This window comes from Garicola koreensis (genome assembly GCF_014195445.1).
GTDB lineage: Bacteria > Actinomycetota > Actinomycetes > Actinomycetales > Micrococcaceae > Nesterenkonia > Nesterenkonia koreensis.
Genome location: NZ_JACIBT010000001.1, coordinates 496,619 through 516,435 on the forward strand (window position 1 = coordinate 496,619; position 19,817 = coordinate 516,435).

Sequence of the window (19,817 nt, forward strand, 5' to 3'; positions counted from 1 at the left end):
TCGCCCCGAGGGCGGTCCTCCCCCGGGAGGTCTCCCCCGCTGTGGGGAAACCGTCTGGATCCAGGTTTGGTGACTATGCTGTGTCTCCGTGTCCGATCGCCCATCAGCTGCTGCTCCCCTGTTCCCCAAACGGGACGTTGTGGTCGGGGCACTGATACCCGCCTTCATCTTCAGCGTCGGTAATGGGGCGATTCTGCCGATCGTCGCCCCCTTCGCTGTGGGACAGGGCGCCACGCTGGCGGCGGCCGGCGTCATCGCCGCCATGCTTCCGCTCGGCCAGATCCTCGCCGATCTGCCCGCAGGTGCCCTGGCATCAAAGATCGGCGACCGTGCGGCGATGGTCCTGGCCGGATCTCTGGCTGCGCTGGCATTCCTCGGTGCTGCTGCGGCGCCGTCGCTGATCATCTTGGGGGCAGCGGTGCTGCTGGTCGGTGCTGCCAATGCCGTCTTCCACCTGGCCCGCCACTCCTACCTCACCGAGATCACACCACCGCTGAAGCGAGCACGCGTGCTCTCCACGCTGGGCGGTGTGCACCGGATCGGACAGTTTGCAGGTCCATTCCTAGGTGCCGGGATCACCCACTTTTCGGATATGCGCGCAGTGTTCATCCTGGCGGTCATCACTGCTGCGGCGGCCTCGGTCACCGTCTGGCTGGCCCGACCGACGCGGAAGCACCGGTCGCAGACTGATTCCACTCAGACCGCGGAGGTGGCCGATAAGCCACGTTTCTGGCAGGTGCTCTCTGCCCATCGCAGAATGCTGGCCACCATGGGTGCTGTGGGCATGCTGGTGGGCGCAGCCCGTGGCGCCCGCCAACAGGTGATCCCGCTGTGGGGCGAATTCGTCGGTGTGGACCCGACGACCATCTCGCTGCTCTTCGGACTGGCCGGCGGAATCGACATGCTGCTCTTCTACCCGGCCGGAAAGGTCATGGATACTTTCGGCCGACTCTGGCTGGGCGTGCCGGCCATGGTCCTGCTCGGGGTGGCCATGGCCACCTTCCCGCTCACCTCCACCACTGCTGGCCTGGCGATCGTGGCCATGCTGCTGGGCTTCGCCAACGGCCTGGGTTCGGGGATCATGATGACCATCTCCTCAGACATCTCCCCCAGCCACGGGCGGCCCCAGTTCCTGGGGGCGTGGCGACTGCTGACCGACATTGGGCTCGGGGCCGGGCCGCTGATCCTCTCTGCCGGAGCGGCCCTGGGATCGTTGGCGGCAGGGATCTGGGCGGCGTCACTTATGGGCCCGCTGGCCGCAGCCGGCATGCAGAAGTGGTTGCCGCGCTACTCAGCTCACGCGAATCAGACCACTCGCCGTGCCGCCGGACTGATCGACTGACCGCCCCATCCCCGCCCGACCCTATGTGGGAGATCCCGCCGCAAACCATGCTGTCGTGTCGGTGGGGATGAGCCCGTCGTGCAGCGGACCGCTGGCGGCCAGCACGGCTGCCTCAGAGTCGAACGCCACCGGAACTGAGCTGAGATTGACGATGACGACGACGCCGAGGTTCCGGAAAGCGAGAACATCCTGCGGGTAGCCGCTGAGCCACTGCAGCTCTCCGGCGCCCAGCTGGTGGTCTCTGCGCAGTCTCAGCAGGCCCCGGTAGAGGTTCAGCGTGGACTGCGGATTGCTCCGCTGCTTCTCGCGTGCCAGCGGTTTCCAGCGCCGCGGCTGCGGAAGCCAGGACTTGCCGGTGGGGCTGAATCCCAGCGCCGGCGCGCCGCTCCGCCACGGAATCGGGACCCGACAACCGTCCCGGCCGTAGCGGTCGCCGCCGGTGCGGAACCACGTGGGGTCCTGCCGAAACTCATCGGGAAGGTCGTGCACTTCATCCAGACCCAGCTCCTCGCCCTGATAGAGATAGGCGGACCCGGGCAGAGCCAGCATCAGAGCCGTAGCCGCCTGCGCTCGCCGCAGGCCCTCGGCAGGATCCCCGAGCCCGGCAAAGTTCGGGCCGATGCCGGTCCCCTGCGGGTTCTCCTCGGTCAGCGCCAGGCGCGTGGCGTGGCGCACGACGTCGTGATTCGACAGCACCCAGGTCGCCGGTGCACCCACACTGCCGAACGCGCTCAGCGACCGGTCGATGATGTCCTTCACCTCAACGGCATCCCAGGCGGCCATGAGGAACTCGAAGTTGAACGTCTGGTGCATCTCCCCAGGCCGCACCCACAGCGCCATCTTCTCCACTGAGGAGACCCAGGCCTCCCCGCACAGTGCGCGGTCGCCGCTGTACTCGGCCAGCACCTGGTGCCAATCCCGGTAGATCTCATGAACGCCGGGCTGCTCAAAGTAGGGGGCCGGAGTCTCCTCGCCTCCCATGGAGGCGGCGTCCGGATCGGGGGCGTAGTCCGGGAAGTCCTGATCCTTGACCAGCCCATGAGCGACGTCGACCCGGAAGCCGTCCACTCCCCTGTCGAGCCAGAAGCGAAGAATCCGGCGGAACTCAGCCCAGACCTCCTCATTGGCCCAGTCAAAATCGGGCTGACTGGAGTCGAACAGGTGCAGGTACCACTGACCCGGGCTCCCGTCGGCCTCAGTGACCCGGGTCCAGGCCGGCCCGCCGAATACTGAGGTCCAATTATTGGGAGGCCGCTCCCCACGCTCGCCGGTGCCGTCGCGGAAGATGTAGCGGGCGCGCTCTCGGCTTCCCGGGACGGCGGCCAACGCCTGCTGGAACCACCGGTGCTGATCCGAGGAATGGTTGGGCACCAGATCCACGATCACCCGCAGGCTGCGGGCATGAGCGGCCGCGAGCATCTCATCGAAGTCTTCCAACGTGCCGAAAAGAGGGTCCACGTCGCAGAAGTCGGCCACATCATAGCCGCCGTCCTTCTGCGGGGAGGTCATGAAGGGGCTGAGCCAGACGGCGTCAACGCCGAGGTCTGCCAGCTCCTGGAGCCTTCCGGTCACCCCCTTCAGGTCGCCGACGCCGTCTCCGTCGGCGTCGGCGAAGGACCGCGGGTAGATCTGATAGATCACCGCGGTGCGCCACCATGGGACCGTGGTCGAATCAGCGGAGGGCCCCGGGAGGCGCTCATGCGCAGTGCTCATCGCCTCACCCTATCTGGGAGCATTCGCGCCCGGCGGCTGCCCGGCGTCGTCGTCGAGCCCCATTTTAGGAGGGCCTCAGCCCGGGACGACGACGCCGCACCGCCGCTAGCCGGTGGTGACCGGTTCCAGATCGGCCTGCTCCTGTTGCGTGAAGAGCCGGGAGTGGATGATGAACCGGTTGCCGGTGGGCCCTTCGATGCTGAACCCTGCCCCGCGGCCCGGGGTCACATCAATGGTGATGTGAGTGTGGGACCAGTACTCGAACTGGGCGGCCGAAATCCAGACCGGCACCGGTTCGGGGGTGCCCGGCTCCAAGTGGCCCAGCAGCACATCGGCCGGGCCGGTCATGAACGTGCCCTGCGTGAAGCACATAGGTGCCGAGCCGTCGCAGCACCCGCCGGACTGGTGGAACATCAGTGCCGCACCGTGCTCATCCCGCAGCTGCCGCAGCAGAGCCGCTGCCTCCGCAGTCACATCAATGCGCTGAGCAGCCATGGCCGCCTCCTTCCGGTTCGGCTTAGAAGAAGCCGAGCTTGTCCTCGCTGTAGCTGACCAGCAGGTTCTTCGTCTGCTGGTAGTGGTCCAGCATCATCTTGTGGTTCTCGCGGCCGAATCCGGAGTTCTTATACCCGCCGAAGGCCGCATGTGCCGGGTACTGGTGGTAGCAGTTGGTCCATATGCGGCCGGCCTGGATGTCACGGCCGGCGTTGTAGGCGATGTTCTGCTCCCGGGACCACACTCCGGCACCCAGACCGTAGAGGGTGTCGTTGGCGACTGAGATGGCCTCGTCATAGTCGGAGAAGTCTGTCACGGAGACCACGGGACCGAAGATCTCCTCCTGGAAGATGCGCATGGAGTTGTCACCGCGGAAGATGGTGGGCTCCACATAGTAGCCGCCGCTCAGGTCCCCGCCAAGGTCCACGCGTCCGCCACCGGTGAGGACCTCAGCGCCCTCCTGCTTGCCGATGTCCAGGTAGCTGAGGATCTTCTCCAGCTGGTCGTTGCTGGCCTGCGCGCCCACCTGCGTCTCGGTGTCCAACGGGTTGCCCTGCTTGACCGCTTTGGTGCGTTCCACCGCCGCGGGCAGAAAGTCATCGATGATGCTCGACTGGATCAGCGCTCGGGAGGGACAGGTGCACACCTCGCCCTGATTCAGCGCGAACATGGCGAAGCCCTCCAGGGCCTTGTCGTAGAAGGCGTCGTCGCGGGAGGCGACGTCCTCGAAGAAGAGGTTGGGGCTCTTGCCACCCAGCTCCAGGGTGACCGGAATCAGGTTCTGGGACGCATACTGCATGATCAGACGGCCGGTGGTGGTCTCACCGGTGAAGGCGATCTTGGCGATGCGCGGGTTGGACGCCAACGGGGCGCCGGCCTCGGCGCCGAAGCCGTTGACGACATTGAGCACACCGTCGGGAATCAGATCACCGATCAGTTCCATCAGTACCAGAATGGAGGCAGGGGTCTGTTCGGCTGGCTTGAGGACGACCGCGTTGCCAGCCGCCAGCGCCGGAGCAAGTTTCCAGGTGGCCATCAGCAGCGGGAAGTTCCACGGGATGATCTGACCGACCACGCCCAGCGGTTCCTGGAAGTGATAGGCCACAGTGGAGGCGTCGATCTCGCTGACCCCACCGTCCTGGGCTCGAATGGTGCCGGCGAAGTAGCGGTAGTGATCGACCACCAGCGGAAGGTCGGCGGCCAGGCATTCGCGCACCGGCTTGCCGTTGTCCCAGGTCTCAGCGACGGCGAGCTTCTCCAGGTTCTCCTCAATACGGTCGGCGATCTTGTTCAGGATCACCGCGCGTTCGGCAACGGGGGTCTTCCCCCACGCCGGGGCCGCCTTATGGGCGGCGTCCAGGGCCAGTTCAATATCTTCGGCGGTGGATCGTGCCACTTCGGTGAACGGTTTTCCGTTGACCGGTGAGGGGTTCTCGAAGTACTGGCCCTTCACCGGGGCAACCCAGTCGCCGCCGATGAAGTTGTCGTAGCGGGCCTTATATTCGACGACGCTTCCCGCAGTGCCCGGCTGTGAATAGACGGTCATGGTGACTCCTTCTTCCTGTGCTGTCAGTGCGTACTCCCCCACGTAATGTGAGGGACATCACGTAGGTTTTTAGAGTCTAGCCGCTGTCAGGTTGCACGAACGTTGCGTCACGCATGCAGCGGCTGTCCCAGTGGCCGATTCAACGCCTACACTGTGAAGTACGACACGTCGGCTGAAAGGTGCATGTGGTGAAGGCACTGCCGGATGAGCCGGGGACTTGGGCACGGCTGCACCCGATGCTGCGCGAATCCTGGGGCCGTTCCGCCGTCAGTCTGACCGACCCCACTGATGCAGTGGCTCCGATTCAGCTCGACGACGCCGATCTGAGCGCCTACCGTCGAGAGCACCCGTTGGCGCCGGTGCTGCCGATATTTCAGCGGCTCCTGATGGGGCCCGCCGCCGCGGCAGGGCTCATCGTGGCCATCGGTGACGCGCAGGGGTGCCTGCTGTGGGTGGATGGTGACCATCGGATGCTGCGCCGGGCCGAGGCCGGGGCATTTCAGCCCGGTGCGAACTGGTCGGAGGCGGCGATCGGCACCAATGCCCCCGGAACGGCGCTGTTCACCGGCAATGGTGCCCAGGTCCATCAGGAGGAGCACTACGCGTTCTCTGCCCATGCCTTCTCCTGCTCGGCGGCCCCGATCCGGGACCCGCACAGTGGTGCGCTGCTGGGAGTTGTTGACCTCACCGGCGGTGAGGAGGCCATCGCCACCCATTCGCTGCCGCTGATCTACGCCGCCATCGGAGCGGCAGAAAGTGAGCTGCGGGCCATGCCCCTGGTCTCACCCGTCCCACAGCTGGCCAGCCTGGGAACGCTGAACCCGCAGCTGCGCGCTGGGGCTGACCAGGTGAGCCTCACTCTGCGGCACGCGGAAATCCTGGCTCTGCTGAGCTGGCATGCTGAAACTGGCAACGGGGGAATGACCGCTTCAGAGCTGGCTGAAATGCTCTTTGGCGAACCAGGACACGAAGTGGCTCTTCGCGCAGAGATCGTGCGATTGCGCAGAGTGTTGGAATCAACACCTGCATCGGGGGGCGTCCGGCTCGAGTCCAAGCCGTACCGGCTGTCCGCCTCGCTGGAGTTCGATGGCATCACTGCGCTGAACGCAGTCACCGCCGGTGACCGGCGAGCCGCTCTAGATGTGTATGACGGGCCACTGTTGCCCAGCTCCGAGGCCCCAGGAATCGTGCAGTTGCGAAGGTCGTTGGCTCTGACCCTGCGCGAAGCCATTATTGCTGATGGATCCGCCGAGGATCTCTGGCGGTACTTGCAGCTGCCAGAGGCAACTGATGACGAGCACGCCCTCTACACGGCCCTTCGCATACTTCCCGCAGATTCTCCTCAGCGAGCTGTCCTGGTGGCACGGATGCAACGCTGATGCAACTTTGTCGAGATTAGAGTCACAACCGTAATAGGCATCACAGAATGTTGATGCCGCAAGCGAATGTGACGAAGGAGATGCTATGTCTACGATGACAGCCGCCGTAGTCGAAGAGTTCGGCAAGGATCTGAATGTCACCGACTATTCGGTGCCAGATCCGGGTCCAGGGCAAGCCCTGGTGAAAGTGATTGCATCGGGTGTATGCCATACCGACTTGCACGCCGCCCACGGTGACTGGCCCATAAAACCTTCACCTCCATTCGTCCCCGGACACGAGGGGGTGGGCGTGGTCGAGAAGCTGGGCGACGGCGTCCAGAATCTGAAGGTGGGGCAGATGGTAGGAAACGCCTGGCTATGGGGTGCTTGCGGCACCTGCGAATATTGCCGGACCGGGTGGGAGACCCTCTGTGAGCAGCAGGTGAACGGTGGCTACACCACCGACGGTTCATTCGGCGAGTATATGTTGGTCGACGCAGCCTATGCCGCCGTCATTCCAGATGGTGCTGACCCCCACGAAATTGCCCCGCTGCTGTGCGCGGGTGTCACTGTCTATAAGGCTTTGAAGAGGACAGAGGTGCGGCCGGGGCAGTGGGTCGTGATTTCTGGAATTGGGGGACTCGGTCATGTTGCCGTTCAATACGCAGTGGCCATGGGAATGCGTGTCATCGCAGTCGATATAGCCGATGACAAGCTCGCCCTGGCTAAGCGGCACGGCGCCGAGATAGCGCTGAATGCGCTGGGCGCGGACCCAGCTGCCGAGATCGAAAAGCAGATTGGTGGTGCCCATGGCGTGCTGGTGACTGCGGTCCACCCCAGTGCTTTCGGTCAAGCCATCAGCATGACCCGACGCGGCGGGATCATCGTCTTCAATGGGCTTCCGCCAGGCGAGTTCCCCGCACCAATCTTCGACATCGTGCTCAAGGGGCTGACTATCCGGGGCTCCATCGTGGGCACTCGTCAGGATATGGTCGAGGCCTTGGACTTCTACGCACGGGGGCTCATTCGCCCGACGTTCACCAAACGGCCGCTGTCTGACATCAACGCGGTCTTAGATGAGATGGAGCATGGAAAGATCGACGGTCGCGTGGTCATTGACTACAGCCAGTGAAGGCACACCGAAGTGGCCCGCCCTTCGTGGCGGGCCACTTCGGTGCCCATACATATTTGACAGTGCCACGCTGAGTGGAGCCTTGTGAGCACCTCGTCCCCTGGTGGCCCAGGGGCAGCGCCACGGAAGTGAACGCCCCTGGCAGTATCGAGGTGAGCTCAGATCACTCCTTGGGCGATCATCGCATCAGCGACCTGGGTGAACCCGGCGATGTTGGCCCCGGCGACATAGTCACCAGGAATGCCGTACTCATCGGCGGTTTCAGCACACCGGATGTGAATGTTCTCCATGATCTCTGACAGTCGCTGTTCGGTGTACTCGAAGGACCACGAGTCACGACTGGCGTTCTGCTGCATCTCCAGGGCAGATGTTGCCACTCCCCCGGCGTTGGCGGCCTTTCCGGGGCCGAAGAGCACCCCGGCCTCACGCAGCACGCGGATCGCCTCCGGTGTGGTCGGCATATTGGCACCTTCGGCGACGGCGGATACCCCAGCCTTGATGAGTGTGTGTGCGTCCTTCTCATGAAGCTCGTTCTGGGTGGCACAGGGCAGGGCGACGTCGATGTTGGTCTTCTCTGCCACAGCCCACACCCCGCGGCCGGGGATGAACTCGGCCCGGGGGCGCTCCTGGGCATAGTCACTGATGCGGCCGCGCCGGACTTCCTTGACGTCGCGCAGCAGCTCCCGATCAATGCCGTCGGGGTCATAGACCGATCCGGACGAGTCAGAGGCACCCACCACGGTTCCGCCGAGCTCATGGACCTTTTCGACGGCATAGATGGCTACGTTGCCGGATCCGGAGACCAGCGCAGTGGTGCCGTCGAAGGACTGTCCCCGGGTGCGCAGCATGTGCTCGGTGAAATAGACGGTGCCGTAGCCGGTGGCTTCAGTGCGCACCAGTGACCCGCCCCAGGTGATGCCTTTGCCGGTGATGACCCCGGACTCGTAGCGGTTGCTGATGCGCTTGTACTGGCCGAAGAGGTAACCGATTTCGCGGGGCCCGACGCCGATGTCCCCGGCCGGAATGTCAACCCGGTCCCCCAGGTGGCGGTATGCCTCAGTCATGAACGACTGGCAGAAGCGCATGATTTCGCCGTCGCTGCGGCCCTTGGGGTCGAAGTCGGTGCCGCCCTTGCCGCCGCCCAGCGGCAGTCCGGTGAGCGCGTTCTTGAACACCTGCTCGAAGCCGAGGAACTTCACAGTGCCCAACAGCACGTCAGGGTGGAAGCGCAGCCCACCCTTATAGGGGCCCAGCGCAGAGTTGTACTGGACGCGGAACCCGCGGTTGATGTGCACCCCGCCGTTGTCGTCGGTCCATGGAATGCGGAAGATGATCTGCCGCTCCGGTTCGCAGATCCGCTCCAACGTGGAGGCCTCTACGTATTCGGGGTGCTTGGCGAGAACGCGGTGCAGGGAGTCAAACACTTCCCGCACAGCCTGGTGGAACTCAGCTTCGCCTGGGTTGCGGTTAATGACCTCTTGATACACATCAGCGATGCGTTGGCTGCTCAGACTCATTCACGTCCTTCCGCTGAAACTCGCAGTACGGGATGACAATACAGCACATAGGCTTACCCCCATGACTGCGTTCTCCTCCCGTTACACCGTCTTGACCCCAGGTGTGGAGATCCGGGCCGAGGTGGAGCGGAAGAAATCTCGGTTCCTGGTCCTCATGCGGCGGGCCGATTCCACCGATGACGCGCAGGGCTTCCTGGACCACCTGCGCAGGCAGCACCACACCGCTCGCCACCACTGTAGCGCGTGGGTGCTCGGGCACGACCGGCGGATCCAGCGAGCCAACGACGACGGCGAACCATCAGGGACCGCCGGCGCCCCCATGCTGGAGGCGTTGACCAAAGCCCAGATGCCGGCCGGCGCGGAGGACCTCAGCGATGTGGCGGCTGTGGTGGTGCGTTGGTTCGGTGGAACACTGCTGGGGGCCGGCGGACTGGTCAGTGCCTACTCCGACTCCGTAGTGGCCGGGCTGGACCACGCTCGGCAGCAGAAGGCATTCCTGACCCGACAGCGGATGGCTGTGTTCTCCCTTCCTGCGCCGATCGCCGAAGCCGGGCGCTGGGAGAACGAACTGCGCAGCCTGGACATCACAGTCCTGGGCACTGACTATGCGAGCAGCCCCGGCCACGCAGTGCTGAACCTGGCGGTCGCCGATGAGGAAGAACCGATCCTGACCCTGCAGGAACGCACCGCCTCGCTGAGCTCAGGCGGCGCAGAACTCACCGCAGCCGGCGTCGACTGGGTCGATGCTCCGTAGGGGGCTGTGCTGTGACGGCGCAGTCCTGTGGCGGGGGCTGCTCAGTGCTGGTCCGCGCCGCCCGGTCGTGGTGCCGGCTTTGCCGCCGGGCGACTCCGGGCGGAGGATGGGGCCATGAGCGATTCAGCCAGCACACACAGCCAGAGCGCACCTGCCATGATGCAAGCGATGCGCCAGAACGCCTTCGGCGGCCCGGAGGTCCTGTACGAAACCCAAGTGCCGCGCCCGAAGCCGGGCATCAGCCAGGTGCTGGTGCGGCTGCGGGCGGCGGGCGTGAACCCCACTGACTGGAAGCACCGCTCGGGTCGACGGTTCCTCGGCGACCCGCCCTACACCCTGGGCTGGGACGTCTCCGGTGTGGTGGAACAGGTGGGGCTGGGAGTCACCCTGTTCAAACCCGGTGATGAGGTCTTCGGCATGCTCCCCTATCCGCACGGGGCCGGCTCCCACGCCGAGTTCGCTCTCGGCCCGGCTCGGGCGTTCGTGCACAAGCCGGCAGCGATCAGCCACGTGCAGGCGGGGGCGATTCCGCTGGTGGGGCTGACTGCCTGGCAGTCTCTGGTCGACACCGCAGGCATAGGCGCCGGAGATCGCGTGCTGATCCACGCTGGGGCCGGCGGCGTGGGTCATGCTGCGGTCCAGATCGCCAAGGCGCGCGGGGCCTACGTCATCGCCACAGCCAGTGCGCCCAAGCATGAGTTCGTCCGCGGGCTGGGCGCTGATGAGGTCATCGACTACCGCACCGTCGACTTCGCTGATGCGGTGAGCAGTGTCGACGTCGTTCTGGACACTATCGGCGGTGACAATCAGCTGCGCTCGCTGGGAACCCTGCGGGCGGGCGGCACCTTAGTCTCCACCGTTCCGGTCCCGGCCCAGGGGCTGCATCATGAGGCCCAACGGCGCGGCGTTCGCGCCGAGCTCATCCTGGTGGAAGCCGACCAGGCGGGCATGCGAGCAATCACAGATCTCATGGAGGCGGACCTGCTGCGGGCCACGATTGCCGAGACCTTTCCGCTGACCCAGGCCGCCCGTGCCCACGAAGCCGGAGAGACCAATCGCACCACCGGAAAGCTGGTCCTGACGATGGAGGGTGCGGCAGCCGGCGGCTGAGCGCAGAAGCTTAGAGCCTGCGCCTGGGCGCTGCGGCGAAGAAACTGTGGCCGGTGCGCCCCCACCCCCAGAGCATGCCGATCAGCACCAGCACCAGAAGGACCGCTGCCAGCGTCTGCGGCGACCACGGAAGAACGACGACGGCCAGCACCCCGGTGGTGACCAGAATGACACCATCACCCAACCAGGCCACAATCTTCACCGCGGAGAGGTCCATGCCCCCGGGCAGCAGCGTGGGTGCCAAAAACTCCACCGGAATGTCTCTGGGCCGCATCGACTGAAAGTAGCGGGCACTGAGGATCAGCAGGGCCAGCCCGGCGGTCCACGCCCCGGCTGTGCCCTCGGATGCGGTGAGTATCAGCACAGGAGTCGTGCCCAGGGTTGTCAGCACCGCGGTGGCGGTCACCGGCCACAGCAGACGCCGGCCCAGTGCGGCACGGGCTGACCATCCGAAGAGGGCAGCCGCGTCGAGTTCGCGCTTCAGCTGCCGCCATCCCTCGGTGAGACTGCCGGTGCCGATGAACATCAGCAGGCCCCCGAGCAGAGCTGTGGGGACGGTGACGATCAGCGCGCTGTCGGAGAAGTCCGCCCCGACTGCCGCGGCTGCCAGGGTCAGCAGGGCCGCACCGGTGGGCATGAGAGTCAGGGCCGCCACCGCGGACAGTGGGGATCGCACAGTAGTGACCACATCCTGGCGCAGTCCCAGGAGCAGAGCTGCGAATGGGCCCGTGCGGGAAGCGACGGCGTGGCCAGAGAGTCGACGCCGAGGCTTGGCGCGGAACAGGTCCGCGGCGTCGCCGACGCTGCCCACGGAGGTGAACAGCCGGGCATCGGATATCCGGCGGCTCTGCTCCAGGACCCGGTGGGCAGGCAGACGCCCCAGCAGCGCAGGCATCACCGCCAAGGCCGCCAGGCCCAGCAGTGCCGCCGTGCCCAGCAGCAGAAGCGACCAGCGCTCGGTGCCCACCCCGGCTGCAGGTGCGGACCAGAGTGCGGTGAACCAGCCGGCCGGAGAAAGTGTGATGCTCGCAGGTGAGAACAGGTGCGCGGCCCCGAGCGGCACAGCTGCGGTGGTGAGCAGCACGACCCACGCCAGCCGCATGCGCTGACCCACAAATGCCAGCAGTCCCAGGAGCAGTCCGCCGAGGAAGGCTGCGATCACCAGTTCGCCGAACCTCCCCCAGCCCCAGGCCCCGGCCTGGGTGAAGGCGAACATGGTGATCACTGCGGGCAGGCAGAGCACCGCTGCGGCTATCAGCAGCGCAGTCAGGGTCGGTCGCAGCAGGATGCGCCGTCGGGAGATATCGGTGCCCAGCAGCGTATGAGCTAAGAACGGGCTGAGCACAGCTGGACCCTGCGCTCTGCCCAACCACAGGGCGACGACGCCCAGGAGCACCACCGCGGACGCCACATAGGGGGCGGTCTCGGCGTCGGTCAGCGATCGGGCGAACTCAGGATCCAGATAGTCCCCGATCACGTAGGCCACCGGCAGCACATACCAGCCGGTGAGGAAAGCGATGAGATACAGCGAGAACCACCGGTCACCGGCTGTGGGCGCCCCGACCCGGTCCCGGTAGATGCTGCGGGCGGCGCGCAGTCGCAGCGACTCGCTGCTCATACGGGACGGCTGCTCATACGGCCTGGGTCCTCATACGGCAGAGACGCTGTGCTCGAGCTCGATCTGAGAGTCGGTGTGCGCTATCAGCTCAGCACGGTGGGTCGCAGTGATCACCAGAGCACCGGCCTGCACCCGCTCCTGGACCACCCCCAGCAGCGCGTGCACTCTTTCGCCGTCCAGGTGCCGTTCGGGTTCGTCCAGAAGCAGCAGGCTCGATGGCCGGCTGAGCGTCAGCGCCACGGCGAACAGCTGCAGCTGACCGGCCGAGAGCTCGAACGGGAAGCGCTCCGCCAGCTGTGCGATGGTCAGCCGGTCCAGGAACTGCTGGGCAGCGCCGAAGGCGTCGTCGTCGTGCCCCCAGGAGACCCGCACCAGGGCCAGCTGCTCCAGCAGCGTCATATCCCGGGCGATCGGCGGAGTGTCGATCAGCGAGGCCACTGTCGCGCGGAATCCCGGGTCGAACTCGTAGGGCGTCTGGCCATCGATGAGGCACTGACCCGAGGTGGGCAGCTGACGGCCCGCCAAGGTCTTCAGCAGCGTGGTCTTACCCGACCCGTTGGGTCCGGTGAGTGCGATGAGACCCGGAGCCTGGTGGCAGAAGCTGGTCGGAGCCAGCAGCGCGGTGTCCTCGACGACGACGCTGAGGTCCCGGCACTCCACGCGCACACTCATCGCAGCGGGTCAGCCCAAGAGGGGGCTGCCGATGAATGGGTCGATCCACAGTCCGACGAACAGCAGGGTGAGGTAGAGAATGGAGAGGTGGAAGACCTTCATGGCCTTCTTGTCTGTGAGTGACTCGTCTTGGGCTTGACGGTAGAGGACGTGGGCCTCGTAGAGGAACCAGCCCCCGGCCACCAGTGCGAAGGCGGTGTAGGTGATGCCGGCCGAGCCCAGCGGGATCAGCAGCAGCGAGCACACCACAGTGGCCCAGGTGTAGAGCACCACCTGCACGGAGACGGTCTTCGCGGTGGCAATGGCCCCCAGCATTGGAACGTCGGCGTTCTGGTAGTCGCTGCGGTACTTCATCGACAGCGGCCAGTAGTGCGGCGGTGTCCAGAGGAAGACGATGAAGAACAGCACGAAGGCTGAAGGTTCCAGCGTTCCGGTGACCGCGGCCCAGGCGATGAGCACCGGGAAGCACCCGGCCAGTCCGCCCCAGATGATGTTCTGCTTGGTGCGCCGCTTCAGGAGCAGGGTGTAGATGACGACGTAGAAGAATATCGCCAGCGCGCCCAGACCGGCCGCCAGCGGGTTGGTGCCGAACCAGAGGACGGCAAGTGCGGCAATCCCCAGCAGGGACGCGAAGATGAGCGCTTCGGTGGGGCTGAGCTCTCCGGTGACCAGCGGCCGCTTTTTGGTGCGGTTCATCAGCCGGTCCATGTCACGGTCGAAGTAACAGTTGAACGCCGAGGCTGATCCGGCGGCGAAGGCCCCACCGAACATAGTGGCCAGTGCGGTCCAGAAATCGGGAAGGCCGCCCTGGGCGAAGAACATCGTGGGCAGGGTCGTGACCAGCAGCAGCTCCATGACCCGCGGCTTCGTCAGCGAGATGTAGGCGCCGACCTTGCGTCGCAGCGGAGTGCGTTCGGCGGAGGCGGGTGCGGTATCCCCTTCAGCGGTGCGAGCAGTCAGTTCGGTCACCTATCCAGTGTAACTGTCCGCGACTGACTTCTACATCTCGTAGAACAATTGCTACGCATCGATCATGCCCTTGTCCAACGCGTGGGCACCAGCGATGATGAAGTCTTTGCGCGGTGCCACCACGGAGCCCATCAGCAGGTCGAAGACCCGCTCGGCCGCTTCGGCGTCCTCGACCCGGATTCGGCGCAGGGACCGGTGGGCGGGGTCCATCGTGGTTTCTGAGAGTTGATCGGCGTCCATCTCCCCCAGGCCCTTATAGCGCTGGATGGGCTCCTTGTACTTCTTGGACTGCTTCTCCAAGTCAGCCAGCAGCGTGACCAGCTCCGACTCCGAATAGGTGTAGCGGACCTCATTGGGCCGGGAGCCGGAATTGATGATCTCCACCCGGTGCAGCGGAGGCACCGCCGCGAAGACGCGGCCAGCTTCGATCAGCGGCCGCATATAGCGGAAGAAGAGGGTCAGCAGAAGAGTGCGGATATGGGCGCCGTCGACGTCGGCGTCGGTCATCAGCACCACTTTTCCGTAGCGGGCCGCATCCAGGTCGAAGTTGCGCCCTGACCCGGCACCGATCACCTGCAGCAGAGCGGCGCATTCGGAGTTGGAGAGCATATCGGCCACTGAGGCCTTCTGAACATTGAGGATCTTGCCGCGGATGGGAAGCAGCGCCTGGAACTCTGAGGAACGAGCCAGTTTGGCCGTACCCAGTGCTGAATCGCCCTCGACGACGAAGAGCTCGGAGGACTCGACGTCCTTGGAGCGGCATTCGACCAGCTTGGCCGGCATCGAGGAGTTCTCCAGGGCGTTCTTGCGCCGCTGAGTCTCCTTGTGCTGCCGTGCGGCGATCCGAGCCTTCATCTCCGAGACGACCTTCTCCAGCACAGAGGTCGCTTCCTGCTTTTCGGTCCGCTTGGTGGAGTTCAGCCTGGCCTCCAGCTGGTCAGAGACGACCTTGGTGACGATCTGTCGGGCCGCGGGAGTGCCGAGCACCTCCTTGGTCTGGCCCTCGAACTGCGGCTCTGCGATGCGCACGGTGACCACAGCGGTCAGACCGGCGAGCACATCGTCCTTGTCCAGCTTGTCCCTACCAGCTTTGAGCCGGCGGGCGTTGGCCTCCACCACTTTGCGGAACACCTTGACCAGGGCCTGCTCGAATCCGGCCATATGGGTGCCGCCCTTGGGGGTGGCGATGATGTTGACGAACGACTTCACCGCGGTGTCATATCCCACGCCCCAGCGCATGGCGATATCGACTTCACAGTCACGCTCAATATCCTGCATGCGGCCGTCGACGGGGATGCGCTCGGTGAACTTTCCGTGGCCCTGGATCCTCCAGATTCCAGTCACCGCGGAGTCGGGGCTGAGGTGATCGACGAATTCGCTGATGCCGCCGTCATACTGGAAGACCTGTTCGCTGGACTCGCCGCCGCGCTCGTCTCGGATGCTCAAGCGCAGCCCGGGGACCAGGAACGCGGTCTGCCGGGCACGGTTCACCAACTCGTCTTCGAGGAAGTGTGCATCGGGGGTGAAGATCTCTCGGTCGGCCCAGTATCGGATAGTGGTGCCGGTAACTCCGCGTTTGGCCTTTCCCGAGACCTGAAGCGGTGACCCTTCCTCCGCGGGGGTGAAGGAGTCGTTGGGCCCGTTTCCGGCGAAGGTGCCAGGTTCGCCGCGGCGGAAGGAGAGCTGGTGAACTTTGCCGCCGCGGGTCACTGTGGCGTCCAGCCGCCCGGAGAGCGCATTGACCACTGAGGCGCCGACTCCGTGCAGGCCCCCGACTGCGTTGTAGGACCTGCCGCCGAACTTGCCGCCGGCGTGGAGTTTGGTGAAGACCACCTCCAGTCCGGAGAGCCCGGTGCGAGGCTCGATGTCGACAGGAATGCCGCGACCGTCGTCGGTGACTTCCACAGAGTCATCTTTGTGCAGGGTGATGGAGATGGAGGACGCGTAGCCGGCCAGGGCCTCGTCGACGGAGTTGTCGATGATTTCCCACAGGCAGTGCATCAGCCCGCGGGAGTCGGTGGAGCCGATGTACATGCCGGGGCGCTTGCGCACAGCCTCAAGGCCCTCCAGGACCGAAAGGTGCCGTGCGTTGTACTCATCACGCTGGGCCAACAGGAGCCTCCGTGGGGTTGTTTTGGGCAGGGCTTCCCTACAGCCTACGACGCCTGGGGTGCGATTGCCGGCAGGAGCGCCGGTGCCGGCCGCGCGTATTCGCCGGTGGCGAAAGGCGCGCCGATCGCGGGCTTTTCGCGAATGAGCCGGGGCATTGCGTGGTTGTATGGGTGACACATCAAGTTTGACGCTAGGAGGCGAGATGACCGGGACTACTGGCACTCTGGAAGAACGACCGACCCTGACGGCCCTGGACCGCTGTGATCGCTGCGGCGCACAGGCCTACATCCGCGCTGAGCTCGCTTCCGGCGGCGCGCTGCTGTTCTGCAACCACCACGGACGTGAGGTGGAGTCCACCCTGCGGCCCAAGACTGCGACGTGGACTGACGAGTCGGCCCGCATTTCCTGAGGGACGCTGGTCACGCACCAAAGATGCCCCGGAGAATCCTCTCCGGGGCATCTTTGTGTCGGGAACCGTATCCCGCTAGTCCGTAAAAAAGACCTCGTCTCAGTCCAGGTAGTCGCGCAGCACCTGAGAGCGGCTCGGGTGGCGCAGCTTGGACATGGTCTTGGACTCTATCTGCCTTATACGCTCACGGGTCACCCCATAAACCTTGCCGATCTCGTCAAGGGTCTTGGGCTGACCATCGGTGAGGCCGAAGCGCATGGCGACCACGCCAGCTTCCCGTTCGGCCAGGGTGTCCAGTACCGAGTGCAGCTGCTCCTGCAGAAGGGTGAAGCTGACAGCGTCGGAGGGAACGACCGCCTCGGAGTCCTCGATGAGGTCACCGAACTCTGAGTCGCCGTCCTCCCCCAGGGGCGTGTGCAGGGAAATGGGTTCGCGGCCGTACTTCTGGACCTCGACGACCTTCTCCGGGGTCATGTCCAGCTCTGCGGCCAGTTCCTCCGGAGCGGGTTCGCGTCCCAGATCCTGCAGCATCTGCCGCTGCACTCGGGCGAGCTTGTTGATGACTTCGACCATGTGCACCGGGATACGGATGGTGCGCGCCTGGTCGGCCATTGCTCGAGTGATGGCCTGGCGGATCCACCAGGTGGCATAGGTGGAGAATTTGAATCCCTTGGTGTAGTCGAACTTCTCCACCGCGCGGATCAGTCCCAGGTTGCCCTCCTGGATGAGGTCCAGGAACAGCATGCCGCGTCCGGTGTAGCGCTTGGCCAGCGAGACCACCAGACGCAGGTTCGCCTCCAGCAGGTGATTCTTCGCGCGCCGCCCATCGGCCACAACCAACTCCAGGTCGCGCTTGAGGCGCTTGTCCTTGCGAGCCTCATTGGCCAATTTGTGGGCTGCGTAGAGACCCGCCTCGATGCGCAGGGCCAGGTCAACTTCCTGTTCGGCGTTGAGCAGCGCCACTTTGCCGATCTGTTTGAGGTAGTCCTTGACCGGATCGGCGGTGGCGCCGGCGGAGACGACCTGCACAGCAGGTGCGTCATCATCATCGGCGTTGGAGATGACGAACCCGCGGCCAGAGCCAGCTTCGTCCTCATCCAATGCCCCCGACTTGGCGGTGACCAGGTCCGCAGCGTCTTCACCCTCGTCCTCGGCCTTGGCCACGGCGCTCTCCAGCGCCTCCGTGGGTGAGGCCTCGTCGACCTCGGCCAGAATCTCGTCGACGGCGTCGGGCGCCTTCTTGCGGCCACCTGTCTTCTTCGTCGCCGTGGGCTCCGAGGTCTCGGCCTCGGCCGGTTCGGCCGTTTTGGTGGTCCCGCTCTTGGTGCTCTTCGCTGATGAGGACTTCTTGGCGGTTGAAGACTTCTTAGCGGTTGAGGCGGAGCTCTTGTTGGACTTGGCGCGGGTGGTCTTGGCGCGTGTTGATGTAGGCTGCTTCTCCTCCGCTTCGGCGGCAGTCTCTTCTGTGGACTTCGACGCAGTAGTGGGCACGGTGACCTTCCGACTCGTTACGTAGATGCTGCGCGCCGACCAGAGGCCGCGTGGGAATGCGTCCCCGGTGGCCAACGCGCCAATGACCCTGTCAAGTCCGCTGGGGAGAACGCACTCCGACCAGGGCTGCAGGGTCCTATATGGGGATGCTAACACCATAAGTGGCCGAGTCATTCCCGCCCTGCCGAGATAATCCGCAGCGACGGGTGGAAAAGTGTGAGCCGACTGCTCTATACAGAGCTAGACAGACTGCCTGCTCCGCCACCAGCCGTGGCTGTGCTGTTTGACCCGAGCCCACTGGCAGGGGCCGCTGACGTCGAAGAGTTCGGCGAGAATACCTGCCAGCTGATGGTCCGGCTGGTCTGCGAGACAGGTGTTGACGGCAAGGGTGGCACTGCTGCCGCAGCCTTTGGCCCATTCTATCCACCCTTTCAGAGCGACCAGGTTCACTTGCTGGGGCCCGGGGTACGGGACCAGCAGGTGCAGCAGGGCGTCCAAAGCATCTACGCGGGCCCACTGCGGGGCGTAGTCGGTCTGACCGGTCAGTGCAGCGAGATACTGCTGATGGCACTGTTCGGTCACCGGCGGTCTCGGCTGCGCCGGCCAGCTGCCCCGGTCCGGCTCAGCAGGGCTCCGGATGCTGGCCGCCTCGATGCTCACTGCCGCCAGCGGAGCCAGGGATTGGACCAGCAGCGAATCCTCAGCGCTGTGCAGCAGCTGTGCGGCGTGCTCCGGCCGCTGGACAGACTCACAGCCGCCGGTGGTGGTGATCTCGGTGATGGAGTGCTCCCACAGGTGCAGGGCTGCGTTGATGTCATGGTGGAACGCAGCGCACTCGCGCAGCGCGGCCACCTGCTGGGGGCTCGGCGCTGAGGGCGACAGCGGGACCCTGAGGAATGTCTCGATGGTCTCTTCCGGCGGGGTGGGTCGGGTCAGGATCTCCAGCTGGGGAGAGCGGGTCAGCGCGGCGGCCAGTTCGTCGTCGACAATGAGTCCCGGGTAGGGGCAGCACCGGGCATCGGTGCAGTCGAAGTCCCGGACGGAGCCTGCGCCGACATACCAGGTCCTCAGCAGCTCACACTGGTACTGGTGCTGAAGGATCTCTGACAGCTCATCGATGACGGCGCGGCCGTGGTGCTGCTCGGGGTGCGGGGCGGACTCGGTGAGCACGGCCGCCACCACGGCATCGGGGACGGGATCAGCCTCTGGGCCGGCCAGCCATGCTGCGGCCCTCTGCGCACAGCTGCGCGGCTGCTGCAGGGCCGGGGCGAGATCCATGCGCAGATGCCCGCCGCTGGTGCCGTTGTACAGTCCGATCAGCACCAGCGACTCTCTGGGCAGTTCGCCGAAGCTGTGCCGCACCAGGGCCAGCGCGTCACCAGCCCGGTCAATGATGAGCGGTGCGCCGCCCTCCCGGCGTCGGTGGTGAGAAGGGTCAGGGTCTGGGTTGCGGTTCTGCTGAATCGTCATGGACCCAGCGTCACCGGCCCCTGGGGTGGCAGCTACCGTGGCCGCCGGCGCTGGTGAGTGCTCAGCGTGTCGCCAACAGCCCACCCCGGGTGGGGAAAAGTCCCAGCGG

General features: G+C 65.3%; 16 protein-coding genes. 6 read left to right on the forward strand and 10 right to left on the reverse strand.

The features are described from left to right. Positions 1–88 precede the first annotated feature (88 nt). Positions 89–1,342, forward strand: a complete 1,254-nt coding sequence (locus tag FHX47_RS02320; RefSeq protein ID WP_183357261.1) for an MFS transporter — start codon at positions 89–91, stop codon at positions 1,340–1,342. A 21-nt stretch (positions 1,343–1,363) separates the two neighbouring features. Here FHX47_RS02320 and FHX47_RS02325 read toward each other — a convergent pair whose 3' ends face one another. From FHX47_RS02325 to exaC, 3 genes are all read right to left on the reverse strand, one after another. Continuing rightward, entirely contained in the window at positions 1,364–3,055 is a 1,692-nt protein-coding gene (locus tag FHX47_RS02325) for a glycoside hydrolase family 13 protein (RefSeq protein WP_183357262.1), read from the reverse strand. A gap of 105 nt (positions 3,056–3,160) precedes the next feature. Continuing rightward, positions 3,161–3,550: a DUF779 domain-containing protein gene (locus tag FHX47_RS02330; protein WP_183357263.1), complete on the reverse strand. Its 390-nt coding sequence runs from the start codon at positions 3,548–3,550 to the stop codon at positions 3,161–3,163. 22 nt (positions 3,551–3,572) lie between these two features. Then, entirely contained in the window at positions 3,573–5,096 is a 1,524-nt protein-coding gene (exaC, locus tag FHX47_RS02335) for an acetaldehyde dehydrogenase ExaC (protein ID WP_183357264.1), read from the reverse strand. 188 nt (positions 5,097–5,284) lie between these two features. Here exaC and FHX47_RS02340 point away from each other — a divergent pair, with 188 nt between their 5' ends. After that, a complete protein-coding gene (locus FHX47_RS02340) occupies positions 5,285–6,475 on the forward strand; it encodes a helix-turn-helix domain-containing protein (RefSeq protein WP_183357265.1) in 1,191 nt (396 codons plus the stop codon). Positions 6,476–6,560: 85 nt separating this feature from the next. Beyond that, on the forward strand, positions 6,561–7,586 hold the full coding sequence (gene adhP, locus FHX47_RS02345) for an alcohol dehydrogenase AdhP (RefSeq protein WP_183357266.1): 1,026 nt from the start codon (positions 6,561–6,563) through the stop codon (positions 7,584–7,586). Between the two features lie 158 nt (positions 7,587–7,744). Here the strand turns inward: adhP and gdhA are convergent, their stop codons facing one another. Beyond that, the gene (gene gdhA, locus FHX47_RS02350) at positions 7,745–9,103 is read right to left on the reverse strand and encodes an NADP-specific glutamate dehydrogenase (RefSeq protein WP_183357267.1); all 1,359 of its coding nucleotides are present in this window, start codon (positions 9,101–9,103) and stop codon (positions 7,745–7,747) included. Positions 9,104–9,164: 61 nt separating this feature from the next. Between gdhA and FHX47_RS02355 the strand changes: the two genes are divergently transcribed. Continuing rightward, positions 9,165–9,857, forward strand: coding sequence for an IMPACT family protein (locus FHX47_RS02355; protein WP_183357268.1), 693 nt, complete (start codon positions 9,165–9,167; stop codon positions 9,855–9,857). A gap of 114 nt (positions 9,858–9,971) precedes the next feature. Next, positions 9,972–10,967 carry an NADP-dependent oxidoreductase gene (locus FHX47_RS02360; protein ID WP_183357269.1) on the forward strand — a complete coding sequence of 332 codons (996 nt, stop codon included), beginning with the start codon at positions 9,972–9,974 and terminating at the stop codon, positions 10,965–10,967. 10 nt (positions 10,968–10,977) lie between these two features. On the opposite strand, the gene FHX47_RS02365 is transcribed toward FHX47_RS02360, so the two are convergent. From FHX47_RS02365 to FHX47_RS02380, 4 genes are read right to left on the reverse strand one after another with little or no spacing between them, the layout of a single operon-like run. Continuing rightward, positions 10,978–12,585 (reverse strand): hypothetical protein, encoded by a 1,608-nt coding sequence (locus tag FHX47_RS02365; protein WP_183357270.1) that lies wholly within the window; start codon positions 12,583–12,585, stop codon positions 10,978–10,980. A gap of 30 nt (positions 12,586–12,615) precedes the next feature. Then, positions 12,616–13,257, reverse strand: a complete 642-nt coding sequence (locus tag FHX47_RS02370) for an ABC transporter ATP-binding protein (RefSeq protein WP_183357271.1) — start codon at positions 13,255–13,257, stop codon at positions 12,616–12,618. Between the two features lie 9 nt (positions 13,258–13,266). After that, entirely contained in the window at positions 13,267–14,217 is a 951-nt protein-coding gene (locus FHX47_RS02375; protein WP_183357824.1) for a heme o synthase, read from the reverse strand. Positions 14,218–14,277: 60 nt separating this feature from the next. Continuing rightward, positions 14,278–16,338 carry a DNA gyrase/topoisomerase IV subunit B gene (locus FHX47_RS02380; RefSeq protein ID WP_183357272.1) on the reverse strand — a complete coding sequence of 687 codons (2,061 nt, stop codon included), beginning with the start codon at positions 16,336–16,338 and terminating at the stop codon, positions 14,278–14,280. 202 nt (positions 16,339–16,540) lie between these two features. Between FHX47_RS02380 and FHX47_RS02385 the strand changes: the two genes are divergently transcribed. Further along, positions 16,541–16,747, forward strand: a complete 207-nt coding sequence (locus FHX47_RS02385; protein WP_183357273.1) for a DUF7455 domain-containing protein — start codon at positions 16,541–16,543, stop codon at positions 16,745–16,747. Between the two features lie 99 nt (positions 16,748–16,846). Here the strand turns inward: FHX47_RS02385 and FHX47_RS02390 are convergent, their stop codons facing one another. Further along, positions 16,847–18,397 (reverse strand): RNA polymerase sigma factor, encoded by a 1,551-nt coding sequence (locus FHX47_RS02390; RefSeq protein ID WP_183357825.1) that lies wholly within the window; start codon positions 18,395–18,397, stop codon positions 16,847–16,849. A gap of 81 nt (positions 18,398–18,478) precedes the next feature. Next, the gene (locus FHX47_RS02395; protein WP_183357274.1) at positions 18,479–19,708 is read right to left on the reverse strand and encodes a DUF4192 family protein; all 1,230 of its coding nucleotides are present in this window, start codon (positions 19,706–19,708) and stop codon (positions 18,479–18,481) included. Between the last annotated feature and the right edge of the window lie 109 nt (positions 19,709–19,817).